General features: G+C 69.2%; 27 protein-coding genes, 1 tRNA gene and 2 pseudogenes. 23 read left to right on the plus strand and 7 right to left on the minus strand.

Annotated features, from left to right (window positions below; translation table 11 throughout):
• Positions 1-2 precede the first annotated feature (2 nt).
• On the plus strand, positions 3-1,172 hold the full coding sequence (pobA, locus tag ACOMG5_RS02245) for a 4-hydroxybenzoate 3-monooxygenase (RefSeq protein ID WP_420342152.1): 1,170 nt from the start codon (positions 3-5) through the stop codon (positions 1,170-1,172).
• Here pobA and ACOMG5_RS02250 read toward each other — a convergent pair.
• Positions 1,169-2,083: a LysR substrate-binding domain-containing protein gene (locus ACOMG5_RS02250; RefSeq protein WP_420342153.1), complete on the minus strand. Its 915-nt coding sequence runs from the start codon at positions 2,081-2,083 to the stop codon at positions 1,169-1,171. The genes pobA and ACOMG5_RS02250 overlap by 4 nt on opposite strands.
• An 86-nt stretch (positions 2,084-2,169) precedes the next feature.
• On the opposite strand from ACOMG5_RS02250, the gene pcaD reads away from it, so the two are divergent.
• The 5 genes from pcaD to ACOMG5_RS02275 all read left to right on the plus strand — a co-directional run bounded on the left by pcaD (position 2,170) and on the right by ACOMG5_RS02275 (position 5,776).
• The gene (gene pcaD / locus ACOMG5_RS02255; RefSeq protein ID WP_420342154.1) at positions 2,170-2,952 is read left to right on the plus strand and encodes a 3-oxoadipate enol-lactonase; all 783 of its coding nucleotides are present in this window, start codon (positions 2,170-2,172) and stop codon (positions 2,950-2,952) included.
• Entirely contained in the window at positions 2,952-3,338 is a 387-nt protein-coding gene (pcaC, locus tag ACOMG5_RS02260; protein WP_420342155.1) for a 4-carboxymuconolactone decarboxylase, read from the plus strand. The genes pcaD and pcaC overlap by 1 nt, the downstream gene beginning before the upstream one ends.
• A complete protein-coding gene (pcaH, locus tag ACOMG5_RS02265) occupies positions 3,335-4,063 on the plus strand; it encodes a protocatechuate 3,4-dioxygenase subunit beta (RefSeq protein WP_420342156.1) in 729 nt (242 codons plus the stop codon). The genes pcaC and pcaH overlap by 4 nt, the downstream gene beginning before the upstream one ends.
• A gap of 1 nt (position 4,064) precedes the next feature.
• The gene (gene pcaG / locus ACOMG5_RS02270; RefSeq protein ID WP_420342157.1) at positions 4,065-4,664 is read left to right on the plus strand and encodes a protocatechuate 3,4-dioxygenase subunit alpha; all 600 of its coding nucleotides are present in this window, start codon (positions 4,065-4,067) and stop codon (positions 4,662-4,664) included.
• Between the two features lie 62 nt (positions 4,665-4,726).
• Positions 4,727-5,776 (plus strand): 3-carboxy-cis,cis-muconate cycloisomerase, encoded by a 1,050-nt coding sequence (locus ACOMG5_RS02275; protein ID WP_420342158.1) that lies wholly within the window; start codon positions 4,727-4,729, stop codon positions 5,774-5,776.
• Here the strand turns inward: ACOMG5_RS02275 and ACOMG5_RS02280 are convergent.
• The 3 genes and pseudogenes from ACOMG5_RS02280 to ACOMG5_RS02290 all read right to left on the minus strand — a co-directional run bounded on the left by ACOMG5_RS02280 (position 5,724) and on the right by ACOMG5_RS02290 (position 9,037).
• Positions 5,724-7,048 (minus strand): annotated as a pseudogene (locus ACOMG5_RS02280) (O-antigen ligase domain-containing protein). The gene ACOMG5_RS02275 and the pseudogene ACOMG5_RS02280 overlap by 53 nt on opposite strands.
• A 40-nt stretch (positions 7,049-7,088) precedes the next feature.
• A complete protein-coding gene (locus ACOMG5_RS02285) occupies positions 7,089-8,315 on the minus strand; it encodes a hypothetical protein (protein WP_420342159.1) in 1,227 nt (408 codons plus the stop codon).
• Positions 8,316-8,422: 107 nt separating this feature from the next.
• Positions 8,423-9,037, minus strand: a complete 615-nt coding sequence (locus tag ACOMG5_RS02290) for a response regulator transcription factor (RefSeq protein ID WP_420342188.1) — start codon at positions 9,035-9,037, stop codon at positions 8,423-8,425.
• Between the two features lie 343 nt (positions 9,038-9,380).
• On the opposite strand from ACOMG5_RS02290, the gene ACOMG5_RS02295 reads away from it, so the two are divergent.
• From ACOMG5_RS02295 to ACOMG5_RS02315, 5 genes and pseudogenes are all read left to right on the plus strand, one after another.
• Positions 9,381-9,551 (plus strand): hypothetical protein, encoded by a 171-nt coding sequence (locus ACOMG5_RS02295; RefSeq protein ID WP_420342160.1) that lies wholly within the window; start codon positions 9,381-9,383, stop codon positions 9,549-9,551.
• Positions 9,552-9,571: 20 nt separating this feature from the next.
• Positions 9,572-10,765 carry a WecB/TagA/CpsF family glycosyltransferase gene (locus ACOMG5_RS02300; protein WP_420342161.1) on the plus strand — a complete coding sequence of 398 codons (1,194 nt, stop codon included), beginning with the start codon at positions 9,572-9,574 and terminating at the stop codon, positions 10,763-10,765.
• 217 nt (positions 10,766-10,982) lie between these two features.
• A complete protein-coding gene (locus ACOMG5_RS02305; protein ID WP_420342162.1) occupies positions 10,983-11,435 on the plus strand; it encodes a molybdopterin-dependent oxidoreductase in 453 nt (150 codons plus the stop codon).
• A gap of 83 nt (positions 11,436-11,518) precedes the next feature.
• Positions 11,519-11,773, plus strand: coding sequence for a hypothetical protein (locus ACOMG5_RS02310; protein ID WP_420342163.1), 255 nt, complete (start codon positions 11,519-11,521; stop codon positions 11,771-11,773).
• Positions 11,774-12,112: 339 nt separating this feature from the next.
• Positions 12,113-13,576: pseudogene (locus ACOMG5_RS02315) on the plus strand (ATP-binding protein); the annotation flags it as partial.
• A 366-nt stretch (positions 13,577-13,942) separates the two neighbouring features.
• Here ACOMG5_RS02315 and ACOMG5_RS02320 read toward each other — a convergent pair.
• Positions 13,943-15,193 (minus strand): polysaccharide biosynthesis/export family protein, encoded by a 1,251-nt coding sequence (locus ACOMG5_RS02320; protein ID WP_420342189.1) that lies wholly within the window; start codon positions 15,191-15,193, stop codon positions 13,943-13,945.
• 132 nt (positions 15,194-15,325) lie between these two features.
• Here ACOMG5_RS02320 and ACOMG5_RS02325 point away from each other — a divergent pair, with 132 nt between their 5' ends.
• The 10 genes from ACOMG5_RS02325 to ACOMG5_RS02370 all read left to right on the plus strand — a co-directional run bounded on the left by ACOMG5_RS02325 (position 15,326) and on the right by ACOMG5_RS02370 (position 21,415).
• Positions 15,326-15,913 (plus strand): hypothetical protein, encoded by a 588-nt coding sequence (locus tag ACOMG5_RS02325; protein WP_420342164.1) that lies wholly within the window; start codon positions 15,326-15,328, stop codon positions 15,911-15,913.
• A gap of 18 nt (positions 15,914-15,931) precedes the next feature.
• A complete protein-coding gene (locus ACOMG5_RS02330) occupies positions 15,932-16,570 on the plus strand; it encodes an oligosaccharide flippase family protein (RefSeq protein ID WP_420342165.1) in 639 nt (212 codons plus the stop codon).
• The gene (locus ACOMG5_RS02335; RefSeq protein WP_420342166.1) at positions 16,567-17,490 is read left to right on the plus strand and encodes a glycosyltransferase family 2 protein; all 924 of its coding nucleotides are present in this window, start codon (positions 16,567-16,569) and stop codon (positions 17,488-17,490) included. Before ACOMG5_RS02330 ends, ACOMG5_RS02335 begins: the two co-directional genes overlap by 4 nt.
• Before the next feature lie 11 nt (positions 17,491-17,501).
• A complete protein-coding gene (locus ACOMG5_RS02340) occupies positions 17,502-18,464 on the plus strand; it encodes a glycosyltransferase family 2 protein (protein ID WP_420342167.1) in 963 nt (320 codons plus the stop codon).
• A gap of 25 nt (positions 18,465-18,489) precedes the next feature.
• A complete protein-coding gene (locus ACOMG5_RS02345; protein ID WP_420342168.1) occupies positions 18,490-18,825 on the plus strand; it encodes a hypothetical protein in 336 nt (111 codons plus the stop codon).
• A complete protein-coding gene (locus ACOMG5_RS02350; RefSeq protein WP_420342169.1) occupies positions 18,729-19,544 on the plus strand; it encodes a glycosyltransferase family 4 protein in 816 nt (271 codons plus the stop codon). Before ACOMG5_RS02345 ends, ACOMG5_RS02350 begins: the two co-directional genes overlap by 97 nt.
• Positions 19,545-19,614: 70 nt before the next feature.
• A complete protein-coding gene (locus tag ACOMG5_RS02355) occupies positions 19,615-20,112 on the plus strand; it encodes a cell wall hydrolase (protein ID WP_420342170.1) in 498 nt (165 codons plus the stop codon).
• A 128-nt stretch (positions 20,113-20,240) separates the two neighbouring features.
• Positions 20,241-20,316: transfer RNA gene (locus tag ACOMG5_RS02360), tRNA-Ala, on the plus strand.
• 476 nt (positions 20,317-20,792) lie between these two features.
• Entirely contained in the window at positions 20,793-21,014 is a 222-nt protein-coding gene (locus tag ACOMG5_RS02365) for a recombinase family protein (protein WP_420342171.1), read from the plus strand.
• On the plus strand, positions 21,011-21,415 hold the full coding sequence (locus tag ACOMG5_RS02370) for a hypothetical protein (protein ID WP_420342172.1): 405 nt from the start codon (positions 21,011-21,013) through the stop codon (positions 21,413-21,415). The genes ACOMG5_RS02365 and ACOMG5_RS02370 overlap by 4 nt, the downstream gene beginning before the upstream one ends.
• Positions 21,416-21,625: 210 nt before the next feature.
• Here the strand turns inward: ACOMG5_RS02370 and ACOMG5_RS02375 are convergent, their stop codons facing one another.
• On the minus strand, positions 21,626-22,006 hold the full coding sequence (locus tag ACOMG5_RS02375) for an ArsR/SmtB family transcription factor (RefSeq protein ID WP_420342173.1): 381 nt from the start codon (positions 22,004-22,006) through the stop codon (positions 21,626-21,628).
• A gap of 539 nt (positions 22,007-22,545) precedes the next feature.
• Between ACOMG5_RS02375 and arsC the strand changes: the two genes are divergently transcribed.
• Together arsC and arsB are read left to right on the plus strand one after the other, a co-directional pair.
• Positions 22,546-22,983: an arsenate reductase (glutaredoxin) gene (gene arsC, locus ACOMG5_RS02380; RefSeq protein ID WP_420342174.1), complete on the plus strand. Its 438-nt coding sequence runs from the start codon at positions 22,546-22,548 to the stop codon at positions 22,981-22,983.
• Positions 22,980-24,065 carry an ACR3 family arsenite efflux transporter gene (arsB, locus tag ACOMG5_RS02385; protein WP_420342175.1) on the plus strand — a complete coding sequence of 362 codons (1,086 nt, stop codon included), beginning with the start codon at positions 22,980-22,982 and terminating at the stop codon, positions 24,063-24,065. Before arsC ends, arsB begins: the two co-directional genes overlap by 4 nt.
• Here the strand turns inward: arsB and ACOMG5_RS02390 are convergent.
• A complete protein-coding gene (locus ACOMG5_RS02390) occupies positions 24,062-25,057 on the minus strand; it encodes a sugar-binding transcriptional regulator (RefSeq protein ID WP_420342176.1) in 996 nt (331 codons plus the stop codon). The two genes, arsB and ACOMG5_RS02390, sit on opposite strands and share 4 nt — an antisense overlap.
• Between the last annotated feature and the right edge of the window lie 56 nt (positions 25,058-25,113).

Consider the following 25,113-nt stretch of genomic DNA (forward strand, 5'->3'; position numbering starts at 1 on the left):
TCATGGATACTCAGGTCGTCATCATCGGCGGCGGGCCCTCGGGGCTTTTGCTGTCGCAACTTCTGAACCGGGCCGGCATCAGCACGGTCATCCTCGAACGCAGCAGCCGCGAGCATGTGCTGTCGCGGATCCGGGCGGGCATTCTGGAATGGGGCTCGGTCGAGATGCTGCGCGAGGCCGGCGTCGGCGCGCGGATGGATGCCGAGGGCTTCCCGCATGACGGCACCTACACCACCGATGCCGACCTGATGGTGCATATCGATTTCAAGGCCCTGACCGGCAAGCGCGTCATGGTCTATGGCCAGACCGAGGTCACCCAGGACCTGTACGGCGCGCAGGATGCGATGGGCACCACCGTGATCCACGGTGTCGAAGACGTGCAGATCCTGGATCTGGACGGCGCGCAGGCCCGCGTCGAATATACGCTGAATGGCGTGCGCAAGGCGCTGAGCTGCGCCTATGTCGCGGGTTGCGACGGCTTCCACGGTGTCAGCCGCAAGACCATCCCCGAGGAGAAGCGGCGCGAGTTCGAGCGCGTTTATCCGTTCGGCTGGCTCGGCATCCTGTCGCGTACGCCGCCGGTGCATGACGAGCTGATCTATGCGAATTCGCCGCATGGCTTCGCGCTGGCCTCGATGCGCAATGCCAATCTGGTGCGCTATTATGTGCAGGTGCCGCTGACCGATACGGTCGAGGACTGGTCCGACGCGCGGTTCTGGGCGGAGTTCAGCCGCCGCATTCCGTCGAGCGCGGCTGCGCATCTCGTCACCGGGCCGTCGATCGAGAAATCCATCGCGCCGCTGCGCAGCTTCGTCTCCGAGCCGCTCCGCTGGGGCCGGCTGTTCCTGGTGGGCGATGCCGCGCATATCGTGCCGCCGACCGGCGCCAAGGGTCTGAACCTGGCGATATCGGATGTGTTCTATCTGCATCAGGCGCTGATCGAGGCGCTGAAACAGGGCAGCGAGAAGGGCATCGACGCCTATTCCGAGCGCGCGCTCAGCCGGATCTGGAAGGCGATGCGCTTCAGCTGGCAGATGACGACGATGCTGCACCGCTTCGACGGCGAGGACAGCTTCTCCGCGCAGATGCGCCGCGCCACGCTGGCCCATCTGGCGGAATCGGAGACCGCGCGGCGGGAGTTGGCGGAGAATTACGTCGGCCTGCCCTACTAGGCCCCCATCCCGATCGCCGCATGCTCCAGCTCGGCGATCAGCGCCGCCACCTCGGGCGCAGGCTCCGTCTGCGCCCGCAGCGATATACCGACCGGGCCGCCCAGCAACTCATTGCGGATCGGCAGGACCGCCAGCGTCCCCGCCGCAAGCTCGGGCCGCACCACCCCTTCGGAAATGAACCACACGGTCTCCGAATGCAGCACGACATCCCGGCCGAAGGCCAGCGACACATTCTCGAACGCGGGTTCGGGATGGCCGATGCCCACCGAATGCATCCAGCCGCGCACCGCCGCCGCAATCAGCGCGCCCTCGGGCGGCAGCATAAGCGGATAGCGGGTGAGCTCGCCATAGTCCCAGTCCGCGCGCAGCAGCGGATGGCCCGGATGCACCACCGGCACCACGCGCTCCCAATACAGCCGCCGGAAGGTCAGCGCCTCGGAATTGCCCTCGGGCGGCTGGCGCCCGACCACCAGATCGAGCTGCCCCTCGCGCAGCAGCGAGAGCAGGAGCCAGTTCGGCCCGGTCATCACGTTCAGGAGCACATCGGGGCGCCCGCGCCGGAACGCCAGCGCCGCCCGCGGCACCAGCCCCGTGGCCGCCGTGGGCAAAACCCCGGCCCGCACGCGCGGCCGCTCCCGCGGGGGATCCAGCGCCAGCCGCTGCGCCCGCTCCAGCTCGGCCAGCGCGCCGCCCGCGTGGCTCTGATAGACCCGCCCCGCCGCCGTCAGCACCAGATTGCGGCCGGAGCGATCGAACAGCGCCGTGCCCACGATCTCCTCCAGCTCCCGGATGGTTTTCGATGCCGCCGGCTGGCTCACATGCAGCGCATCCGCCGCGGCGGACAGGCTGCCCCGCCGGGCCACCTCCAGAAAGCAGCGCAGATGCCTGAGGCGCAGATGGGGGCTCAGCATGGCATAACCGTGAAGTTAACTCCGATTTCGCTTATTATAATTTTTAACCCGCAACTGTCATGCGATAACCGCAGCGGGGAGGCGCCATGAACACGATCACCATTTCCGGCACCACGCTGCATATTCGCGACGAGGGGCCGCGCGACGGCCGCACGCTCGTCTTCGCCAATTCGCTCGGGACAGATCTGCGGGTCTGGGACCGGCTGCTGCCGCTCCTGCCCGAGGGGCTGCGGATCGTGCGCTTCGACAAGCGCGGCCACGGTCTCTCCGATGCGACGCCCGCCCCCTATGCGATGGAAACGCTGGTGGCCGATGCCGAGGCCATATGCGACGCGCTGGCGCTGCGCGACATCACCTTCATCGGCCTGTCGATCGGCGGGCTGATCGGCCAGGGACTGGCGGCGAAGCGGCCAGAGCTGTTGCGGGCGCTGGTGCTGATGGATACGGCCGCGCAGATCGGCACCGCGCCGATGTGGCAAAGCCGGATCGACGCGATCCGCGCGGGCGGGATTGCCGCCCTGCAGGACCCGATCATGGAGCGCTGGTTCACCGCGCCCTTCCGCGAGACCAACCCCGAATTCGCACTCTGGTGCAACATGCTGACCCGCACCACGGTGGACGGGTACGTGGGGTGCTGCGCCGCGATCGCCGGGGCGGACCTGACCGAAAGCACGCGCGCGCTCCGGCTGCCGGTGCTGGCGCTGGCGGGCGATCAGGACGGCTCCACCCCGCCCGCGCTGGTACAGGCCACGGCCGCGCTCTGCGGCGCCGAATTCCACCTGATCCCCGATGCCGGGCATATCCCCTGCGTCGAGCAGCCCGCCGCCACCGCCGCCGTGCTGCGCAATTTCCTCGAAAGGACCGCCTGATGACAGATGCCCGCTACGACAAAGGCATGCAGACCCGCCGCGCCGTCCTGGGCGATGCGCATGTGGACCGCGCCGAGGCCGGGAAATCCGATCTGGACCAGCCGTTTCAGGAGCTGATCACCATATCGGCCTGGGGCACCGTCTGGGCCTCGGATGCGATCTCGCGGCGCGAGCGCTCCATGCTGACGCTGGCGCTGCTGGCGGCCACCGGGAATTTCGAGGAAATCCCGATGCATATCCGCGCAACCGCCCGCACCGGCGCCAGCAAGGAGGACGTCATGCAGGCGTTCCAGCATGTGGCGATCTATGCCGGCGTGCCGAAGGCCAACCACGCCATCAAGCTGGCGAAACAGACCTATGCCGAGATGGAGGCGGCAGAGAAATGATCGATCAAGGCCCCCTGATCCCCCGCAACCGGGAGATGCACCCGCTCCCGTATTTCCCCGATTACAAGACCTCGATCGCGCGCTCGCCGAACCTGCCGCTGCTGTCGATGGACAGCGGCCCCTCGGAAGAGACCGGCCCGACCTTCGGCCACGGCACCATCGGCGCGCTCGACAACAACCTGATCCTGAACTGGACCAAGGGCGCGGCACCTGCCGTGGGCGAGCGGATCCTGATGCATGGCCGCGTGCTCGACGAGAACGGCCGCGCCGTGCCGCAGACACTGGTGGAGATCTGGCAGGCCAATGCGGGCGGCCGCTACCGGCACAAGAAGGACGGCTATCTGGCGCCGCTCGATCCGAATTTCGGCGGCTGCGGCCGCACCCTGACGGACGAGAACGGCTATTACCAGTTCCTCACCATCCGCCCCGGCGCCTACCCCTGGCCGAACCGCGGCAACGACTGGCGCCCGATGCATATCCACATCTCGGTCTATGGCCACAGCTTCGGCCAGCGCTTGATTTCGCAGATGTATTTCGAGGGCGATCCGCTGATCGACCGCTGCCCGATCGCGGCGACGATCCGCAACCGCTCGCAGCTCGAGCGCCTGGTGGCGCCGCTGGACATGGCCGCCTCGAAGCCGCTGGATTTCCTGGCCTACAAGTTCGACATCGTGCTGCGCGGCCGCCGCCAGACCATGTTCGAGAACAAGCTGGAGGGGATGTGAGATGGTGCAACCGCTGAACTACCTGCCCGAGACGCCGTCGCAGACCGCCGGGCCCTATGTGCATATCGGGCTGATGCCGACCTATGCCGGCAACCCCGGCACCTACCACGCGGAAATCGGCACCGCGCCGATCGCCGAAGGGGCGAAGGGCGAGGTGATCGAGATCGTGGGCTCGGTCTATGACGGCACCGGCTGGGCACTGCGCGATGCGCTGATCGAGAGCTGGCAGCCCGATGCCGCCGGGATCTTCCCGGGGCAGGACGGCGCCGATCCGGCGGTGAGCGGGCTGTGCCGGTTCGCGGCCGATGCGGTGAGCGGCGAATTCACCCTGCGCACGGTGAAGCCCGGCGCGGTCGCCTCGCGCTACGGCAAGCCGTTCGCGCCGCATATCTCGCTCTGGGTCGTGGCCCGCGGGATCAACATCGGCCTGCAGACCCGGATCTACTTCGAGGACGAGGACAATACGCAGGACCCGCTCCTCGCCCGGATCGAACAGCGCCCGCGGGTCGAGACGCTGATCGCGAAGAAGATCGCGCCGGGCAAGTACCGCTTCGACATCCGCCTGCAGGGCGATGGCGAAACGGTGTTCCTCGACATCTGATCGCGGATTAAGCTGCCGGGCGGCGCCACAGCGCGCCGCCTCGGGATTTCGGGAAGGATGGCATGACCGACGTTTTCGATCACCCCTGGCTCGGCGGGCTTTTCGCCGATGCGGAGCTGGCCGCGCTCTGGGCCCCCGCGGCGCAGCTGGAGGGCATGCGCGCCTTCGAGATCGCCTGGATCCGCGCGCTTGGCCGGGCCGGCCGGGCCGATCCGGTGCAGGCGGAGGCCGCGGCAGAGGCTCTCGCCGCCCTGGCCTTCGATATCGACGACCTGCGCGCGGGTACGGCGCAGGATGGCGTCGTGGTGCCGCGGCTGGTGGCGCAGATGAAGGCCGCAGCCCCCGGCCCCGTCCATGCCGGGGCGACCTCGCAAGATGTGATCGACACCGCCACCGCGCTCGCTATGCGCGACACGCTCGCCCTGATCGACACGCGCCTCGCTGCGCTGATCGAGGGGCTGACCGCGCTCGACATGCGCTTCGGTACCCGCCCCCTGATGGGCCGCACCCGGATGCAGGCGGCAACGCAGATCACCGTGCATGACCGCCTCGCGCCCTGGCTGCTGCCGCTCCTGCAGCATCGCACCCGGCTGGCCGAGCTGCGCCCCCGCGTTGCGCTGGTGCAGATCGGCGGCGCCTCGGGCGACCGCGCCGCACTCGGGGCGCAGGCGGAGGAGGTGGCCGCGGATGTGGCCGCGGCGCTCGGGCTCGGCAATCCGCCGCGCGCCTGGCATGCGATGCGCGACGGGGTTGCGGAATTCGCCTCCTTCCTGTCGCTGATCACGGGAACGCTGGGCAAGATCGGGCAGGACATCGCCCTGATGGCGCAGCAGGGCATCGGCGAAATCGCCCTGTCGGGCGGCGGTGGCTCTTCGGCGATGCCGCACAAGCAGAACCCGGTTCTGGCGGAGCTCCTGGTCACGCTGGCGCGGTTCAATGCGGTGCAGGTCTCGGCCCTGCATCAGGCGCTGATCCACGAGCAGGAGCGTTCCGGCGCGGCCTGGGCGCTGGAATGGATGGTGCTGCCGCAGATGGCGCAGGCGGCCGGCCGGGCCCTGCTCACCGCGGCGGCACTTGCATCGCAGGTGCAGCGGATCGGCACGCCGGAGTAACCCGGCGCCGGTCTTGCTGTTCACGCAGGTTGATCCCGAGCGCGAGCAGTGCCGGCCAGAGCATATAGGCCTCGATCTCCAGATTCTCGCCGAAAGACAGCAGCACCAGCGTCATCATGATCCCGAACGGCAGCCGCCCGCGCGCGCCCCGCGCCGCCTCCGCCGCCGCATTGGCCAGATGCCAGACGAAGGGCAGCAGCAGCGCCAGCATCCCGACCAGCCCCTTCACGAAGAGCAGCCCCCACCAGGTGTGATGGCTGCCGATGCGCATGTGCTCGACTATATGCCCGCCCGGCTCCACCGTCCCATGGCCAAACCAGAACGCTTCCGCCTGCCAGCGCTCCTGCGCGATGCGCTGCAGGGTTTCGCGCACACGGGTACTGTCGGCGCGCGCGCCCTTGAAGGCGGCGATGCCGGAGCTGATCGCCTGCAGCAGCGCCGCCCCCAGAACCGCGAGCGACGCCGCAAGCCCGGCCAGAACCTGCCAGGCCCAGCCCCGCGCCAGAAGCGGCAGCAGCCGCGGCACCGTGGTACAGGCCACAAGCCCGATCATCCCCATCCGCGATTTCGACAGAACGATCATCGCAAGCCCGCCCGCCAGCCCCGCCAGCAGCCAGCGGCGCTCTTTCTCCTCCAGCGCGAACAGAACCATCACCACGCCCAGCAGCGCCGCGAAGGGCGACCAGGGCGCATAGAACTGCCAGCGCGGCGTCCAGCTGGAAGGATCGTAGGTGAAGAGATAGACGGAGAAATATTCGGGCCCCGGCCCGCCCACCGCCTGCAGCGGCGAGGTGAAGATCCGCTCCGGCAGGTGCAGGAATGGCGCGGCGACCATCAGCGGCGTCAGGCACAGCGTCCAGAGCCCGATCAGGCACTGGCCCCGCACCACGATCGCGCGCCGGATCGGCAGCACCGCCCCCGCGCCGATGAACAGCGCCACCAGCGCCCAGCCCTTGGCCCAGCCGACGGAGGATTTGATCGTGGCGCCAAGGCCCAGGCGCCAGTTCAGATGCCCGGCCCAGAGCGCCACCAGCATAACCAGCACCCCCGCCCCCCACAGGCCCAGACCAGGGGCGGCGGCGCCCCCGTCGCGCGCAGGTCCGGCCGGATCGCCGGGCCGAGAAACAGCGCGAGCGCCGCCAGCGCGCCGAGCACCCAGCCGAGGACCGGCCCGGCCACATAGAGCGCCCCCAGGGCATAGAGCGGCCAGGTCCAGGCCTGCCCGGCCCAGACGATCCGCTCCGCGGCATTTTGCGGCCGGAGCGGGCTCATGCCGGCGCCCCGGCCGGTGCAGGCGCCAGGATCCGGTCGATCAGCGGCCGCCGCACCCAGGAGAGCCCGAGGCCGATGCACAGAAACAGCGTCGCCGCCCCCCCGCGGCGATGGCCAGCATGCGCCGGGGCGAGGACGGCTTTTGCGGCAGGGCCGGATCCTCCAACACCTGCACCAGCGGAGAGGAGGCGTAGAAATCCGCCTTCGCGGTCTTGCTGCGCGCCACGGCCGAAGCCAGCACCGTCTCCGCCACGCGGAAGTTGCGCTCGCCATCCTCAAGCCGCGCCGCCGCCTCCTGCAGGTCCCGGACCCTCTGGCGCGCCGCCGCGACCTGACCGCGCAGCCCGTCGCCGCGCGCGGCGAGGCCGCGCTCCTCGGCGGCGGCGGTCACGAGCGCGCTGAGCACGCCGGTGCGTTCGTCGACATGGGTCATGTCGATCCCGTCGAGCGCCGGGGGCGCAAGCCCCGTAAGCTGCGCCGCCTGCGCCCGGACGCGTGCGCGCGCCGTGACGACCCGCTCTTCGGCCGCGCGCCGCTGCGGATGATCCGGGCCGAAATCGGCGCGCGCCGCCGACAGAGCCGCGGAAGCCTCCGACATCTGCGCCACCAGCGCCGCATATTCGGCATCGGCCTGCAGCTTCAGTGCCGCCGCCGCCAGATCGGCGCTCAGGCCCAGCTTCGCCGCCAGCGCCGCGACCATCTGCGCCTTTTCGGCATGCTGCACCTCGAGGGCGGACAGCTCCGCCTGCAGCCGATCCGCCTCCGAGACCAGCGCCGCATATTGCTGCGATGAGATCAGGCCGGTCTCGCGTTGCTGGCGCGACACCTCGGCGCGCGTCGCGGCGACGCTGTGCTGATACTCGGCGATGGCGGCGGCTTCACTGTCGTTGCGGCGCGCCTGCTCATCGCGGCGCAGCGCGTCGATCTCGGAGAAGAACGCCTGCAGCAGGGCGCGGCCCCGGGCCTGCGCATCCTCGGGGCTGGTGCCGGTGATATCGAGCAGGATCATCCCGGTCTGGTCGATCAGCCGGATCTTCGGCGCGCCGAAATCGCGCACGGACATGGAGATGTTGCGGCTGGCCGCAGCGAGGATCCGGTCCGCCGCCAGCAGCCACAGGTAGCGCGGCATCCGCCCCGCATCGGCAAGCCTGCCTCCGCGCAGGAGCCGCACCGGCGACAGCGCGCGCCGCGGCGTGCGCTTCAGCCGGAGCAGCCGGCCGGAAGCACGGGCGATCATACGGGCAGGGTGGTGGAGAAAGCGGATCATGGGGGCCTCCTTTCCCCCCGGATTACGCCTCTCCCGGGCTTCCGGGCAGCTCCGCGCGCGGATGGGGGGCGGCGCGGAAGGCGCGCCCCCCTCTCCGGAAGGATAGGTCAGATCAGCCCTTCCTCCTTGGCGATCATGGCGGCCTGGGTCCGGTTATGCGCGCCGATCTTGCGGTAGAGCGTCTTCATATGCAGCTTCACGGTGGGCTCGGTGATCCCGAGATCGCGGGCGATTTCCTTGTTGGCCTTGCCGCCGATCAGGCCGCGCAGCACGTCTTTTTCGCGGGGCGAGAGCCGCTGCGCCAGCGGATGCGCAGGCTCCTCCTGCGCCGCGCGCAGAAAGGCCAGCGGCGCATATTGCTCGCCCATGGCCATGAACCGCACCGCATTCGACAGCGATTTCGCGCTCAGCGTCTTCGGCAGATACCCCGCGGCGCCCAGCGCCAGCGCCTGCTCGGCCATTTCCGCCGAACCGGTTCCGGAGATCAGCGCGACCCGCTGGCCGCCGCCCATTCCCATCACCTGCTTCAGGCTTTCGAGGCCATTCATGCCCGGCATCATCACATCCAGCAGCACGAGATCGAACCGCGGCTCGGTCTCGATGGCCTGAATCGCGCCGGGCAGGTCTCCGGCGGCGCTGGTTTCCACCCCGCCCTCGCTCTGCAGGTAGAGCGCGATCGTATCGCGCACGAGGTCATGGTCATCGGCGATCAGGATACGCATCATCTCGGCTCCGGATGGGGGAGGGCCCGGCCCCGCGGCCCGGCAGAACGCTCATGCCTCATGCTCTCCCCCCAATTCTGATTCGGCGCGCATGCCGGCGGCCGCACCCGGCCCGACCGTAACATGCCGGCGAGGCCAATGCCCCGGCAGATCTGCGCCCCTATCCGTCAGGACTACCCCCCTCTCCGGGCGGAGCGGTCCCCCCCGGCCGTCGCGCCCGCAGCCTGCTGCGAAGCGGCGCCCGGCTATCCCTCCTGGTCTGGCCCCTCTCCGGCCGCCCGGTGGCCCCGAAGCCGGGGCGGCGGAATGCTGGGGCATCGCATTCATCACCCCGGATCTCGCCATGACACTCACGTCCCACTCCGCCTTCCGCTTCGACACCGCCCGCGCCACGCAGGCTTCGCCGCCACGCCGCACCACGATCCGGCTGTTCGGCATCGACATCCTCGATGCCAGCCCGGAGGCCGCGATTGCGGCGCTTCTGGCCCGGGCCGGCGCCGCATTGCCTTTCTGAATGCCCATTGCGGCAATGTGATGGCACGCGACCCCGCCTATGCGGCAGCACTGGCCACCGCAGATATGGTCCTGCCCGATGGCATCGGGGTGGAGCTCGCGGCGCGGATGGCCGGCTGCCGGTTCAGCGCCAATCTGAACGGGACCGATCTGGTGCCGCCCCTTCTGGCCGAGGGCGCGCGCAGGGGCATGTCCGTCTTCCTGTTCGGGGCCGCGCCCGATGTCGCCGCCGATGCCGCCGGGGCCCTGCAGCGCCGCCTGCCGAACCTGCGCATCGCGGGCTGTCGCGACGGCTATGCCGGGGCCGCCGATCCCGAAGCCGCGATCGCGGAGATCAACGGCTCCGGGGCGGATATCGTGCTGGTGGCGCTCGGCGTTCCCGCGCAGGACCTCTGGCTCGCCCGCCATGCCGGCCGGCTGGCGCCGCGGCTCGCGCTCGGCGTGGGCGCGCTGTTCGATTTCCTTGCCGGACGCGTCCCGCGCGCGCCAGAGCCCCTGCGCCGGGCGAGGCTGGAATGGGCCTGGCGCCTGGCGATGGAGCCGCGCCGGCTGGCCGGGCGCTATCTGCTGGGAAACCCGGCCTTCCTGATCCGCGCCGCGCGCCATGCCCTTGCGGTCCAAGGGCCGCTTGGCCTGCAACGGCGGCTGCTCGATATCGGGCTCTCGGCCCTGGCGCTGGTGGCGCTCGCCCCGCTGTTGCTGCTGATCGCCGCGGCGATCCGGCTCGATTCTCCCGGCCCCGCGCTGTTCCGCCAGCAGTGCATCGGCCGCGACGGGCGCCCGTTCACGATGCTGAAGTTCCGCTCCATGATCCGCGATGCTGAAAGAAGCCGCACCACCCCGTCGGACCGGGAGGGTATCTGCTTCAAGGCCCGGCACGACCGGCGCATCACCCGTGTAGGCCGGGTGCTGCGGCGCTTCTCGCTCGACGAACTGCCGCAGATCCTCAATGTCCTGCGCGGGGATATGGCGCTCGTGGGGCCCCGCCCGGCGCTGCCGCGGGAGGTCGCGGCCTACCCCGCCCATGCCTTCGAGCGGCTGCGGGTGCGGCCCGGGCTCACCGGCCTCTGGCAGGTCTCCGGCCGCGCCGAGATCAGCTTCGAGCGCATGATCGAGATGGACATCGCCCATGCCCGCGCGCGCTCGATCCTGCTCGACCTGCTCGTGATCGCGCTGACCTTCCGTGCCCTGTGGACGGGACGCGGCGCATACTGACCTATCCGAAAGGATAGCCCCGGCGGTGCCTCCGCGCCGGAGCGCCCCGCGCGCAAAACATGCTAGGCTTCACCGCGGGGCGCCCTTCAGCGGCGGTTTACCCGATGCCCGTAACACTGCAAGCAGACCGAGAGAGGAAGGTGCCGTCGTGATCCGCCCCAAAACCTGCGCGCAAACGCTTCTGGCTGTGTGTCTGGCCGCCTGTGCCCCTGCGGCCATGGCCCTGGCAGAGACCGCCCCCACCGCGCGGGTGAGCCCGGCGGGGCCCGCGCTGCTGACGATCACCGGCGCCGATGGCACCTCCTCCAGCTTCGATGCGGCCATGCTGGCGGCGCTGCCGCAGGTGAGCTTCACCACCACCACGATCTGGACCGACGGCCCGCAGACCTTTACCGGGGTGCCGCTGGGCGCGCTGCTTGCTGCGGCGCAGATCTCCGGCAAGAAGCTGATTGCCAAAGCCGCGAACGATTATTCCGTGGAAATCCCGGTCGAACCCTGGCCGAAGGACGCGCCGATCGTCGCCTATCTGCGCAATGGCAAGCCGATGAGCATCCGCGACAAGGGCCCGCTGTGGATCGTCTATCCCTACGATTCCGACCCTGCCTACCGCAGCGAGGTGATCTACACCCGCAGCATCTGGCAGCTGGAGCGGATCGCGGTGCAGCCCTGAGCGCCCCCTCCCCGAAGCCACTCCGGCGGCTGCGCCTGTGGGCCGCGGCCACGCTGCTGAGCGCACTGCTGGCGGTCATCGCGGTGACGGCGGCCGATGCCGTGCAGCAGCTGCGCGCCCTGCGCTCCGCCGCCTCCGACAACCTGCAATGGACCCTGGCGCAGGTGGATTCCGAATTCATGCGCTTCCGCCACGCGCTCGATGGCGCAAGGCTGGCCGCGCGGGATGGGGCGCTGCCGGCCGATGGCCTGGCCGATCTGCGCAAACGCTTCGACATTTTCTACAGCCGGATCGATACATTCCGCGCCACCGGCACCTATTCCTCGCTGCGCCGCTAGCCGCAGTTCGAGAGCGCCTTCGGCGCCGTCGCGGGCGGGCTGGAGCAGATCGGCGCCCAGATCGACCAGCCCGATGCCGCGCTGACGGAGGGACTCGACGCAGTGGATGCCGCGGCCGAACGCCTGGCGCCGCAGGTGCGGGACCTGTCGTTGATGGGGCTGTCGGAATTTGCCCAGCATGCCGATGATACCCGCGCCGAGGTCACCACCACGCTGGCGCGGCTGGCCGCGACCACCGGGGTGATGTTCGTCGCCATCTCTTTGCTCGCGGTGGCGCTGCTGCGCATGTACCGGCTGAGCGAACGGCGCGCCGTGCAGCAGATGCAGACCGCGGCGCGCATGCAGACCGTGATCCAGACCGCGCTCGACGGCATCATTCTGTGCGACGGCGCGGGCCGGATCACCGATTTCAGCCCCGCCGCCGAGACCATTTTCGGCTATACCGCGACCGAGGCGCGCGGGCGCGCGCTGCTGGACCTGATCCTGCCCGCGGGCGAAGCGGCCGATGACCGCGGCCGCCTCTTAGCAATCCTGCGCGACCCTGTGCCCGAGACGCTGGGGCGGATCCATGTCACCGGGCAGGCGCGCGATGGCCGGCGCTTCCCGGCGGAAGTGTCGATCCGCCTCGCGGAGGGCGGCCTGGGCCGGATCTTCGTGCTGTTCATCCGCGATATCTCGCAGCTGAAGCAGGCGGAGATGGCGCTGATCGCGGCGCATGACCGCGCTGTCGCGGGCGAAAGGGCGAAGGCGGATTTCGTCGCGGTGATCTCGCACGAGATCCGCACCCCGCTGAACGGGCTTCTGGGCAACATGTCGCTGCTGTGCGACACCCGGCTCAGCCAGCGGCAGCGCGGATATGTGCAGGCGATGGAGGTCTCGGGGCGGCTGCTCGCGGCGCTGGTGAACGACGTGCTGGACATCGCCAAACTGGAGGCGGGCAAGATGCCGGTGCGGGCACGGGCGTTCCGTCTCTCGCAGGTGCTCGACGAAATCGTTGCGAACCAGAAGCAGCTGGCGCTGGCGAACGGCACCACGCTCGGCTGGAGCTGGGTCGGGGCGCCGCGGGACCGGGTGCTGGGCGATGCCGACAAAATCCGCCAGGTGCTGATGAATTTCGTGAGCAATGCGATCAAGTTCACCCGCGACGGCACGGTGCATATCGAGGCCGAGCCGCTTGACGACGCGGCGCAGGTGGAGCTGAGGGTGCGCGATACCGGCGAGGGCATCGCGCCCGGCGATCTGGAGCGGATCTTCCAGGACTTCGAGATGCTCGACAGCTCCTACGGGCGCAAACCGGGAACCGGGCTCGGGCTCGGGATCTCGCGCCGGCTTGCCGCGCTGATGGGCGGCGCGATCGGGGTCGAGAGCCGGCTGCACGAGGGCAGCCTGTTCTGGCTGCGGGTGCCGCTTCAGGAGGCGCCGCAGACGGACGAAGCGCCCGAGCCGGCGGCCGCGCCCGAGGCCAGCGCGCCGCTCAGCGTGCTGATCGTGGAGGACAATGACATCAACCGCGCCATCCTGCGCGAAATGCTCGAGGCCTGCGGGCACCGCGTGCGCGCTGCCTGCGATGGCCGCGCCGGGGTGGATGCGGCCGCCGCGGAGCGGTTCGACGTCATCCTGATGGATATATCGATGCCGGTGATGAACGGCCGCGAAGCCGCGCGCGCAATCCGGGCGGGATCGGGCGCCTCGTGCGGGGCGCGGATCGTGGCCGTTACCGCGCATGCCCTTCCCGAAGAGCTGGACGCATTCCGCGCCGCGGGCATGGATGCGGTGCTGATCAAGCCGATCGACCGCGACGCATTGCGGCGCATTCTGAGCGGGGCTGCCCCGGCCGGGGCAGCGCGGTTCGATCCGGCGCATCTGTGCGGGGCAGATGCAGAACCCGCGCCGCAGCTGCGCGCGCTGCTGGGCCGATTCCTCGAGCAGACCGACGCGACGATGGCCGCCCTCGCATCGGGCGTGCCCGAGGAGGAAGAGGCGCGGCTGCAGGCGCTGCACCGCTGCGCAGGCGCCGCGGGCACCTTTGGCGCCACCGCCCTGCACGCCCGGCTCGCAGAGATCGAAACCGCGGCGAAACGCGGCGATCCGGCGCCGCTGCGTGCGGCGGCATCCGATCTGCCGCCGCTTTGGGCCGAACGCGGGCCGCGATCTGCGCCTGGCTCGCCCCTAGAGCCCCATGATCATCGACAGCGAACGCGCCACATCGGTGACATTGGTGATCGCGCTGTCGTAGCAGGCGATGCCGTCGCCGGGCAGCAGATAGGGGTCGTAATTGTCGCGGTCGGCACGGGTCATCATATCCTCCACGCTGCGGGCGATGACCACGGAAACCCTGGTCTCCGGATTGCGCGACAGCAGCGCCGCAGAGCGCGAAGCGCTGGTCGCCAGGACCCCGCCGACGCAGTTCGCATTGATCACCGCCTGCAGGAAGCGGGTCCCGTAGGGCATTTCGCGGCTTTCGCGGCCGATGGAGGAGACGGCATTGCCCGTCGCGGGCGAGGTCAGGTTCGACAGGAACAGCGACACTCCGGGCGGGCTTATCGGCCCCGGCACCATCAGCGCCTCCTGGAAGCAGCCGCGCGAGGGCACACTGACCTGATCGCCCGAAATCAGCATCATGTCCTCGTAGCCGGTGCCGTCGATCGCGCCGCGCATGTCGAGCGTATAGGCGGTGCCGCCGCGCAGAACCTTCACCGCCGACAGATCCGCATCCGGGCGCACCCCGCCCGCCGCGCGCAGCGCCGAAGACAGGTTGCGCGCCTCGGTGGAGCTGCCGAAGGCATCCTGGCGGCGCTCGTCCATCGTATCGCCCTTGAGCCCGAGCTCGACCGCATGCGGCTCGAACACCGCCCCCGATACCCCGACCCGCGCCGATCCGAAATCGCGCACCAGAACCGAAATCTGCGGCGGGGTTTCATAGAAATCCTGCGCGATCAGCCGTTCGGAGATGATCGTCTCGATCGCCCCGACATTCTGCCCGGCCGCCGGAATCGCGCCGATGAACGGCAGCTTTACGGTCCCGTCCTGCGAGACTTCATAGGCATGGGAGAAGGTCTCGTCGCCGACGATGCGCACATCGAGCAGATCGCCGCGCGACAGCGCCTCGCCGCCAAGCGAGGCATAGCTGCGCCGGTGCCGCTGCGCGCCCCCGAGGGGGGCGCGGCAGGCCGCGGCATTCAGTGCGGCGGAGCTTCGCGGGTCATCCTTGCGGGTGTCGCGGTACTGCGCCTGATAGGCGCCGCCGCTCGAGACGGGCTCCAGGTTCTCCGGCCGCTGTTCCGGAGAGCAGCTGACGAGGGCGACGGCCGAGGCGGCAATCAGGCGAACCGGGGCTTGGCACGTCAGGGTAAAGCGCGCGTCGAGGAATTCTCCTTCTGGTCGATCAAAGGTATCCGAGCCCCGGGCATCCGTCCACATGGCTCGCGTGGGGCCCCATCCTTTCGGATAGGCTGTGGCACCGCTGCGCCGCAGCCCTCTCCGGGGGCGCAGGCGCGGCCCGCACCGGAGCGCGGTAGAACCGTTTCATGACCTGCTCCGAAGAACACCGCGATGCCCTCCCTTTCCACCGGCAGCTTCGCCGGAAACCTGATTGCCCTCGGCCTGTCCGACCTCGCGCAGCGCCTGTCGCGCCTCGCCGTGGTGGTGGTGGTCGCGCGGCACCTGCAGGCCGATGCGATCGGGATGGCTGCAGCCGCCCTGGCCGCAGCCGACATCCTCAAGGCCCTGACCGAGAACTGGGTGAACCAGCGGGTGATCGCGGCCGCCCCCGAAGAGCTCGAAGCCGCCTGCGTGACCGGGCACCGGATCCAGCGGGCCTGGTGCTGCGGCCTGTTCGCGCTGCAGCTCGGCATCGGCGCCGCAATCTGGGCGATCGGGGGCAATATGCAGACCTTCGTCATGGCCGGGCTTCTGGCGGTGGAATACCTGTTCATGCCGGCCGGGCTGATGAGCTGCGCACTCGCCATGCGCGAAGGCCGGCTGCGGCAGACCGCGGCCATCGGCGGCGCGCAGGTGGTCTTCGCCAATCTGGCGACTGCGGTGCTCGCGCTCACGATGGGCGGGCCGCTCGCGCTGATCGTGCCGCGCGTGATCGCGGCGCCGGTCTGGCTGATCGGGATGCGGCGGCTGCGGCCCTGACGCCCGGCGCCGGGGGCGGTGGGGCTGCCGCTGCGGCATTTCAGCGGCTATGACGCGGCGGTTCTGGGCGTCGAAGTGCTGAAGGCGCTGCGCCTTCAGGCCGACAAGATCGTCATCGGCCTCACGCTCGGCCCGGAGCTGCTCGGCCACTATTTCCTGGCGTTCAACGCGGGGCTCGGCCTCGCCGGCTCCTTCGCCAATGCCTTCGGCGTGGCGCTGTTTCCCTGGCTGTGCGGCGCGGCGGACCGGACGGAGGCGCTGCGCAAGGCGCTGCGGCTGTCGCTGTTCTGCGTCACGCCGGTGGTCATGCTGCAGGCGCTGGCGGCGCCCTGGTATGTGCCGCTCCTGTTCGGAGACCGCTGGCAGGGCCTTGAGGAGATCGTCTCGATCCTGTGCCTCGCAGCCATTCCGGCGCTGCTGTGGACGGCCGCCGCGCAGCTTTTGCGCGCCGAGGGCCGCCCCGCCGTCGAATTCCGTGTGACGGCGACGCTCGCGGCCGCCCTGATCGCCAATACCGCGCTGACTGCGCCCTTCGGCCTGCGGGCGACGGCGGTCGGATATCTCGCCGTCGCCACCCTGACCCAATGCGCCGCGGCCTGGCCCGCGCTGGCCGCCGCGCTGCGCCCTTCCGCCTGCCTGTCGAGGATGACCCCATGACCCGCTTCACCATCATCGTGCCTTGCTACAATGCCGCCCGCACCCTGCGCGCCACCCTCGATGCGCTCACCGGCCAGACCTTCACCGACTGGGAAGCCCTGTTCATCGACGACGGCTCGCGCGACGCCACCAGCCGGATCCTCGCCCTGGCCGCCCGCTGCGACCCCCGGATCCGGCTGCTGCGCAACCCCGGGCGCGGCCCCTCGGCGGCACGCAACCATGCCGCGCGCGCGGAGGCCTGCGGCGAGATCCTGGCCTTCTGCGACGCGGACGACATCTGGGCCGCAGACAAACTCGCACAGCTGGACCATGCCTTCACCGCGGATCCGGAGGTGGACGGGCTCTATGGCCGGGTGGCCTTCTTCGCGGAGGATCCGGCGCGGCCCTCGACCGTCTCGCGTCTTGCGCCCGGTCCGCTGTCGATCCCGGTTCTGCTCGGCGAGAACCCGGTCTGCACCATGTCGAACATGGCCATGCGCCGCGCGGCCTTTCTGCGCTCCGGCGGTCTCGACGAGACCCTCGTGCACAACGAGGATCTTGAATGGCTGATCCGCGCGGTGGGCGGCGGGGCGCGGCTGCGCGGGCTCGACGCGGTCCTGACCCATTACCGCAGCAGCGCAACGGGCCTGTCGGCCGACCTTGCCGCCATGAAGCGCGGCAGGCAGGCGGCGCTCACCACCGCGCGCCGCTTCGGCCACAGCCCCAGCCGGCGCAGCGAAGCCATCTTCCTGCGCTACCTCGCGCGCCGGGCGCTGCGCCTCGATCAGGGCCGCGTGCTCGCGCTCGGGCTGATGCTGCAGGGCCTCGCGCAGAGCCCCGCCGGCTTCCTGCAAGACCGCCGCCGCGGCGCCATGACCGTCCTCGGTGTGCTCCTGTCGCCCCTCCTGCCCGGCCCGCTGCGCCGGCGCCTCTTTGCCTGAAGGACATCGCCATGCCCAAGGTTTCCATCGTCGTCCCCGCCTTCAACGCCGCACGGACCCTGCCCGGCACGCTCGCGAGCCTGCTCGGGCAAAGCTACACCGATCTGGAGGTCATCGTCGTCGACGATGGCTCCGAAGACGGCACCGCCGCGCAGGTGCGCGCGCTTTCCGACCCGCGCCTGCGGCTGCTGGTGCAGGAAAACCGTGGGCTGTCCGGCGCCCGCAACAGCGGCATCCGCGCCGCACGCGGGGCCTATATCGGCTTTTGTGACGCCGACGACCTGTGGCGCGCAGACAAGCTGGCCGCGCATGTGCGCCATCTGGACGAAACCCCCGCCATCGGGCTCAGCTATTCCGGCTCCGCGCTGATCGACGCGGCCGGGCGCCCGCTCGGCCTGTCGCAGCGGCCGCGTCTCGGCGCCGTCCGCCCCGATCATGTGTTCCTGCGCAACCCGGTCGGCAACGGCTCCGCCGCGGTGATCCGCCGCGCCACCCTCGCCGCGATTGCCTGGCGCCCCGCATCGGAGCCCGCACGGGACTGGTATTTCGATGAAACCTTCCGCCAATCCGAAGATATCGAATGCTGGCTGCGCATCGCGCTCACCACCGATTGGCAGATCGCGGGGATCCCCGGCGCCCTGACCCTGTACCGCATCCATCAGGGCGGGCTTTCCGCCGCCGCAGACCGGCAGCTCGCCGGCTGGGAGCGGATGGTGGCGAAGCTGACCCCCCTCGCGCCGGATTTCTTCGCCCGCCATACGCCCGCGGCCCGCGCCTATCAGCTGCGCTATCTCGCCCGCCGCGCGGTCTCCGCAGGCGATGGCCGCATGGCGCTGCGCCTTGCCCTGCGCGGGATCGCGGCCTCGCCGCATCCGCTCTGGGCAGAGCCCGCCAAAAGCGCCAGCACCCTCGCCGCCGCCTGCGCCCTGCGCCTGTTCGGCGCCGCCGCACTCGGCCGCCTCGGCGCCGCATGACCGCCCTTTCACCGGAGGACCCGCCATGACCATCCCGATCCGCACCGAACCCCACCCCTGCCGGAGCGTTCCGCAGCGTGTCGTTCACCTCGTCGATGACGACAGTTGGGGCGGCGTGACCCGCGGCCTCGGCTTCATCGCCCGGGAGCCGCGCCACGCACAGCAGGCCACACCACAGGTTGTTGCCGTCCCCCGCGGCAGCCTGCGCGCGCCAGAGATCGTCGCCGATGCGATCGTCTCACATCTGACCATCAGCGGCGCAGCATGCCGCTGCTCACCGCCCTGCGCGCCCGCTACCCGCATCTCGCCATCGCCCATGTCGAGCACAGCTATTGCGAAGGCTTCGTGGCCGGAAATGTGATGCACCGGCTGCGCTTCGGCACATTGCTGCGCAGCGCCTACGCCCTGTTCGACCAGATCGTCTCGGTCAGTGCCGCGCAGCGCGACTGGCTGTCGGAGCGCGGTCTGGTCTCTCGGCCGCGGCTGCGGCTCCTGCGCTCCTGCGCGGGCATCGCGGATTTCCTGGCGCTGCCGGTCGTGGCGCGCGCGCCGCGCCATTTCGCGGCCTTTGGCCGGTTCGTGCCGCAAAAAGGGTTCGACCTGCTGATCCCCGCCTTCCGCCGGATCGCGCGGCAGGATCTGACGCTCACCTTCGTCGGCGATGGCCCGCAGCGCGCGGAGCTGGAGGCGCTGGCGGGCGGCGATCCGCGGATCCGCTTCGCGGGCTATTCCAGCAGCCCGGCCACGCTGATGGCGCGGTTCGATGCGGTGCTGATGCCCTCGCGCTACGAGGCCTATGGCCTGATCGGGCTGGAGGCGATCGCGGCGGGGCGGGCGCTGCTCGTTTCGGGCGTGGATGGCCTGGCCGATCACGTGGCGCGCGGCGCATACCAGTGCCGCAGCCGCGCCCCGGAGGACTGGGCGGCGGCGATCCTGTCCTTGGCCGGGGAAGAGCCTGTTGCCGGTACACAGCGAAGGCTGCAGGCGCGGGCCGCTGTGCGCGGCGCGGAGGAGACCTTCTGCAGGGGCTATGACGCGCTGTACCGCAGGCTGCTGAGCGGGAGCCCCGATCGCGGTTGAAGCCGGGGCCGGGCTGCTGCTACATCTGCCGGGCAAGACACGGCGGTTCGAGAGGTCCCGGGTGCCCTTCATGACATCGAAGCTGCGGATCGGCCTGGCTCTGGGCCTGGTATTGGCGCTGAGTTCCGGCTGCTCGCTGTTCCGCCGCCATACGCCGCAGGACTGCATGGAGCGCGCGATGTATTTCGAATCCAACCGCTCCAGCCGCGATGGCATGATCGCGGTCGGCAGCGTGGTGATGAATCGCGTCGAATCCGGCCGCTACCCGAACACGGTCTGCGGCGTGGTCGGGCAGCGCGGCCAGTTCGCCCCGGGCATCATGTCACGGCGCATGAATATCAAGACCGCACCGAAGGTGCGGGAGGCGGCCCGCTCCGTTCTGGCGGGCGAGAGGCATCCGATGATCGGGAATGCGATGTTCTTCCATGCCGCCGGGCGCCGCTACTCCTACGATAACATGCACTATGTTCTGGTAACCGGGGGGAATGCCTTCTACGAGCGCCGCAAGAGCGACGAGGTGCTTCAAGCCTTGCCCCCCGCGCCCATGGAGGGCCTGACGGCACCCTGAACCGGCCCGCACAGGCCTGCACATCCTGTTTCAGGGCGCGAAGCCAGCTTCGCCATTTCCAGCCCGGGAATTCGCGATAATGGCCTTGACAGCGCCAGAGCGATCGGCGAGAATGCGCCTCACGGCGAGGGGCTGTAGCTCAGTTGGGAGAGCGCATCGTTCGCAATGATGAGGTCAGGGGTTCGATTCCCCTCAGCTCCACCAAGCCGTCTCATCCTCAAATTATTCGAACAAAAACAATAGCATAAGCGTCGATGTGAGCGCGGACTGCGCGGTTTTCTAACCAGGCATTCTAACTAGGACCGGCGACACGGGACGACTCGGCCGCCTTGCCTGAAAAATCCTGACGAAATTTTGCGAGAGGCCAGACTCAACAGTCGCGGCCAGCACGATCGCCCCGGGGCCAACCCGAAGGCCCATGCTGCGGGCGCGTTCGGCAGATCGGAAAGGTCCTCTGGCGGGCCTTTAGGTGCGGCGGGTCGATGATCTCTGCGCGACGGCGGCGACGGACAACGGCTTCGCGGTCCGGACGGCCCAGCGCAACAGCAGTCCGGCGTGATCTTTTGGGTATACTTCAAGAAAACTGGCCTGAAAGTGGTTCGATAAATTCCGATTGACAAACCAAATAGCACCTGCGGCTCATCGAATCACCCAAAACGAACCGATGAGGATTTCCCGCCATGTTTATACGCGCCTATCTTCGCGCCTCGACCACGGATCAGGACGCTGACCGCGCCCGCGCCGACCTTGAACGCTTTGCTGCTGACCGGGGGCTGCGGATTGCCGGGCGATATGTCGAGAACGAGAGCGGGGTGAAGCTTGACCGGCCCGAACTGTTCCGGTTGCTGTCCGACTGCGAACCCGGCGACGTGCTGAACAGGTCGATCGGCTCAGCCGGTTGAACGCGGCGGATTGGGATCGGCTGAAAGGTCTGATCGCTGCGAAGCGCGTCCGCGTCGTGGCGCCGGACCTGCCGACCTCGCATCAGTTGATCCAGCCGGGCGCCGACGAGTTCACCGCACGGATGCTCGACGCAATCAACGGCATGATGCTCGATATGCTCGCGGCAATTGCCCGGAAGGACCACGAGGAGCGGCGGCGGCGGCAGAAACAGGGCGTCGAGAAAGCCAAGGCGGCGGGCGTTTATCGCGGGCGGCCCGAAGACGAGAAGCGCAACGCGGTGATCATGGACATGCTGCGCGGCGGGCAGAGCTGGGCGGGGATCGTCGCCGCAAGGGGTTGCTCGCGCTCGGCGCTGGCACGGCTGGCCAAGCGGATCGCAGCAGAGAACACAGGGGTTTGAGCCATGGCCGACACGATCCTGACAATCGCTTTCTGGGTGATCAATGGCGCCATAGCCACCGGCGGATTACTCAGCCTTTGGCACGGGTTCTACCGGCCCTGAGCGGTCAGCCGGGCAAGGCGAGCGCGGCGGACCGACAAGAAACCCGGGGAGAGCTGCAGTGGCAGCCCGAGAGGTCAGGCCCTGCCCAGACTCGGGGGGGGGATCCGTTCAGGAGCCTGCCTCGATGCGAGGCCGCCCGAGCCCCTGCGAATGACCGCCACAATCGGAACATTCGCCCGGCGACAGGTCTGGGCACGCACCGATCCGGCCGCCGCAGCAATCGTCCGTCAGGAAGCGCACCAGCCCGCTCAGAGCGCCGAAATCCACGCTATAGACGATGGAGCGGCTTTCGCGGCGCGCAGCGACAAGCCCCGCTCGGTCCAGCTCCTTGATGTGGAAGCTCACATTCGACGCTGTCACCCCAGCACGCTCCGCGATCACGCCTGCTGCGAGCCCCTCCGGGCCAGCCACGACCAACAAGCGCAGAATCCGCAGCCGGGTCTCCTGAGACAGCGCACCAAAGACAGCGAGCGCTTGACGCTCTTCCATATTTCGACAATCCTATAAATATCGAATCTTAAGGTATCGCAGATGACAGCTCAGGGCAACAAGGGCACCACACCTGGCGCGCTCGCCATGCGGGATCTTGTTCCGGAAGGGCCCGTCGCGGCCCTGGGCGCCACGCCCCGAGATGCGCCCCGGATGCGCGAAAGTCACAGCCTGACTGCCGGAGCATGGCCGTTCGACGACCTCAATCGCGACGCGGCTCCATCCAAACGCGGCGCGGAGCGATCTGTCGGCCGGAAGGCCCTGACGATCATTGGCCGAACCCGCAGCCGGCCCGGACCGGATCGCCCAACGGATGCGGCAGGGGAGAGATCCTGCGTGGCACAGCACGGGTGCGGTACGCGCGCCGCATTGCCGTGCGCTGCGAGAGGCGGGAGTGAAGCCCCTGTGCCCACCCCAGACACCCGCTCTCTTTGCGCAAGCCAGGGGCCGGACTGGCGCCCCGGCGAAGACAGCCCGGCCGATATCCCTCAGGGCGAACGCCGGACCCGGCCCGGGCCAGAGAGAACCAGGAGCTGCTCATGGACGTCATAATCTATCATAATCCCGCTTGCGGAACCTCGCGCAACACGCTCGGCCTGATCCGGAATGCGGGCGTGGAACCGCATGTGATCGACTATCTGAAATGCCCGCCCGCGCGGGCGCTGCTGGCGCAGCTGATTGCCCGGATGGGCATTCCGGTGCGCGCGCTGCTGCGCGAGAAGGGCACCCCCTATGCCGAGCTCGGGCTCGGCGATCCTGCCCTGAGCGACGACCAGCTGCTCGATGCGATGATGGCTCATCCAATCCTGATCAACCGCCCCATCGTCGTCAGCCCGCTGGGGGTGCGCCTGTGCCGGCCATCCGAACAGGTGTTGGACCTGCTGCCCCCGCAACGCGGCGCCTTCGCCAAAGAGGACGGCGAGGCCGTGGTCGGCGCCGATGGCCGCCGCATCCCTGCACCCGGAGCCCCGACATGACCCTCCCGCCCCGCCCCGCCCGGCTGTCGTTCCTCGACCGCTGGCTCACGCTGTGGATCTTCGCCGCGATGGCGCTTGGCATTGCGCTCGGAAGCCTGTTCCCGGGCCTGCCCGCGGCGCTCGACGCGCTCGCCATCGGTAGCACCAACATCCCGATCGCCATCGGGCTGATCCTGATGATGTATCCGCCGCTCGCAAAGGTGAAATACGAAGAGCTGCCCCGGGTCTTCGCCGACAGGCGGGTCCTCGCCCTGTCGATGATCCAGAACTGGCTCATCGGGCCGGTGCTGATGTTCGCCCTCGCGGTGATCTTCCTGCGCGACAGCCCCGAATACATGACCGGGCTGATCCTGATCGGCCTCGCGCGCTGCATCGCCATGGTTCTGGTCTGGAACCAGCTCGCCCGGGGCGACAGCCAGTATGTGGCCGCGCTCGTGGCCTTCAATTCGGTGTTCCAGATCCTGTTCTTCTCCACCTACGCCTGGGTCTTCCTGTCGGTCCTGCCGCCGCTGTTCGGGCTGGAGGGCAGCGTGGTCGATGTGAGCTTCTGGACGATCAGCAAGGCCGTCCTGATCTATCTCGGCATTCCCTTCGCCGCCGGATACCTCACCCGGCGCATCCTGATCGCCCGCAGGGGGGCTGCGTGGTATCTATCCGCCTTCCTGCCGCGGATCGGGCCGATCACGCTGGCCGCGCTGCTGTTCACCATCGTGGCCATGTTCAGCCTGAAGGGCGGCGACGTGCTGCGCCTGCCGATGGATGCGTTCCGGATCGCGGTGCCGCTGGCGCTGTATTTCCTGATCCAGTTCGGCATCAGCTTCCTGATGGGGCGTTTGATCGCGGCGGATTACCCGACCACCACCGCCATCGCCTTCACCGCCGCCGGCAACAATTTCGAGCTGGCGATCGCTGTGGCTATCGCGAGCTTCGGCCTGGCCTCGCCGGTGGCCTTCGCCGCGGTGATCGGCCCGCTGGTGGAGGTGCCTGCGCTGATCTTGCTCGTGCATGTGGCGCTCCGGCTCGGCGCGCGCTGGTTCCCTCAGGCGCCGGGCGGCCCGGAGGGGCTGGCGAAGGCGCGCTAAAGAAGCTGGGTGGCGGTGACCTCGTCGGTCACGAGAATGGTCGCGAGTTCGGTGCGCAGCATCGCCCGGATCGCCGCGACCTTGTCGGGGCCGCCGCCCACGCAGATCCGCTCCGGGATCGCGGCCAGATCGCCATAGGCCATGGTGATGTGGCGCCCGTCGAATTCGCTGTGGATGATGCTGCCGTCCCGGTCGAAGAAATAGCCGGCCGCGAAGCCGACCGCACCCAGCTCCCTATAGGTCGCGAGCTCCTCTTCGGTCATGAACCCGCCCTGGACCAGAAGGGTCTCTCCGGTCAGCTGGGTGACGCCGAACACGGTCTTGGTGCAATGGCGCAGCAGCCCGAAATGCTGCCGGATCGCGGGCTCCTGCATCAGGATCCCCTTCACCTGCGCCGAGGAGACCACCCCCGGCGCATGCAGGTTGATGCAGCGCGCGTTCAGCCGTTCGGCGATGTTCGATGTGCACATCACCGGCGAGAAGTCGAAGGTCGCCGCCGCGCTGCCGGTGATCTGCGCGACGGTGATATTGGGATAGGTGATCGTGCTCAGATGCTGTGACAGCGCCAGCACCGTCCGCCCCCAGGCGACGCCCAGCGTATCGTCCCGGTGCAGCCGGCTTTCCAGCACCCGCGCCCCCAGATGGCCTATCTGCCGGTGCAGCGGCCCGCCGTCGCGCTGCACCGGCAGAATGTAGCATTCCGCAAGCCCGGTCGCCTCGGAGATCCGCTGCGACAGCTCCATCCGGGCAATGCGCGTCGGATCAATGGAAATGTTCACCACGCCCTCGTCCCGCGCCTTCTGCAGCAGGTTGAAGACCGAGGCGCGCGAAATCCCGAGCTCGTCGGCGATCTGGTCCTGTTTCTGGCCCTGCTCGTAATAGAGCCAGGCCGCCCAGAGCACCTCATCCATGCCGAATCGCGCAGGAACGCCCCTGCGCCCGTTGCCCGGACGCGGATCGGCCGCTTCGGAGAGTTCCGGTTTCTTCGCCATGTCTTACCCCTCGCCGCAGCTATAGCGCAGATGCTCCGGCGCTCCATCCTATTTCA

It is taken from the genome of Paenirhodobacter sp., from assembly GCF_041916475.1.
GTDB lineage: Bacteria > Pseudomonadota > Alphaproteobacteria > Rhodobacterales > Rhodobacteraceae > Rhodobacter.

Coding starts and splice junctions, on each gene's coding strand:
- pobA (WP_420342152.1), top strand. CDS start 3: ATGGATACTCAGGTCGTCATCATCGGCGGCGGGCCCTCGGGGCTTTTG.
- ACOMG5_RS02250 (WP_420342153.1), bottom strand. CDS start 2,083: ATGCTGAGCCCCCATCTGCGCCTCAGGCATCTGCGCTGCTTTCTGGAG.
- pcaD (WP_420342154.1), top strand. CDS start 2,170: ATGAACACGATCACCATTTCCGGCACCACGCTGCATATTCGCGACGAG.
- pcaC (WP_420342155.1), top strand. CDS start 2,952: ATGACAGATGCCCGCTACGACAAAGGCATGCAGACCCGCCGCGCCGTC.
- pcaH (WP_420342156.1), top strand. CDS start 3,335: ATGATCGATCAAGGCCCCCTGATCCCCCGCAACCGGGAGATGCACCCG.
- pcaG (WP_420342157.1), top strand. CDS start 4,065: ATGGTGCAACCGCTGAACTACCTGCCCGAGACGCCGTCGCAGACCGCC.
- ACOMG5_RS02275 (WP_420342158.1), top strand. CDS start 4,727: ATGACCGACGTTTTCGATCACCCCTGGCTCGGCGGGCTTTTCGCCGAT.
- ACOMG5_RS02285 (WP_420342159.1), bottom strand. CDS start 8,315: ATGATCCGCTTTCTCCACCACCCTGCCCGTATGATCGCCCGTGCTTCC.
- ACOMG5_RS02290 (WP_420342188.1), bottom strand. CDS start 9,037: ATGCGTATCCTGATCGCCGATGACCATGACCTCGTGCGCGATACGATC.
- ACOMG5_RS02295 (WP_420342160.1), top strand. CDS start 9,381: ATGACACTCACGTCCCACTCCGCCTTCCGCTTCGACACCGCCCGCGCC.
- ACOMG5_RS02300 (WP_420342161.1), top strand. CDS start 9,572: ATGGCACGCGACCCCGCCTATGCGGCAGCACTGGCCACCGCAGATATG.
- ACOMG5_RS02305 (WP_420342162.1), top strand. CDS start 10,983: ATGGCCCTGGCAGAGACCGCCCCCACCGCGCGGGTGAGCCCGGCGGGG.
- ACOMG5_RS02320 (WP_420342189.1), bottom strand. CDS start 15,193: ATGTGGACGGATGCCCGGGGCTCGGATACCTTTGATCGACCAGAAGGA.
- ACOMG5_RS02325 (WP_420342164.1), top strand. CDS start 15,326: ATGCCCTCCCTTTCCACCGGCAGCTTCGCCGGAAACCTGATTGCCCTC.
- ACOMG5_RS02335 (WP_420342166.1), top strand. CDS start 16,567: ATGACCCGCTTCACCATCATCGTGCCTTGCTACAATGCCGCCCGCACC.
- ACOMG5_RS02340 (WP_420342167.1), top strand. CDS start 17,502: ATGCCCAAGGTTTCCATCGTCGTCCCCGCCTTCAACGCCGCACGGACC.
- ACOMG5_RS02345 (WP_420342168.1), top strand. CDS start 18,490: ATGACCATCCCGATCCGCACCGAACCCCACCCCTGCCGGAGCGTTCCG.
- ACOMG5_RS02350 (WP_420342169.1), top strand. CDS start 18,729: ATGCCGCTGCTCACCGCCCTGCGCGCCCGCTACCCGCATCTCGCCATC.
- ACOMG5_RS02355 (WP_420342170.1), top strand. CDS start 19,615: ATGACATCGAAGCTGCGGATCGGCCTGGCTCTGGGCCTGGTATTGGCG.
- ACOMG5_RS02365 (WP_420342171.1), top strand. CDS start 20,793: ATGTTTATACGCGCCTATCTTCGCGCCTCGACCACGGATCAGGACGCT.
- ACOMG5_RS02375 (WP_420342173.1), bottom strand. CDS start 22,006: ATGGAAGAGCGTCAAGCGCTCGCTGTCTTTGGTGCGCTGTCTCAGGAG.
- arsC (WP_420342174.1), top strand. CDS start 22,546: ATGGACGTCATAATCTATCATAATCCCGCTTGCGGAACCTCGCGCAAC.
- arsB (WP_420342175.1), top strand. CDS start 22,980: ATGACCCTCCCGCCCCGCCCCGCCCGGCTGTCGTTCCTCGACCGCTGG.
- ACOMG5_RS02390 (WP_420342176.1), bottom strand. CDS start 25,057: ATGGCGAAGAAACCGGAACTCTCCGAAGCGGCCGATCCGCGTCCGGGC.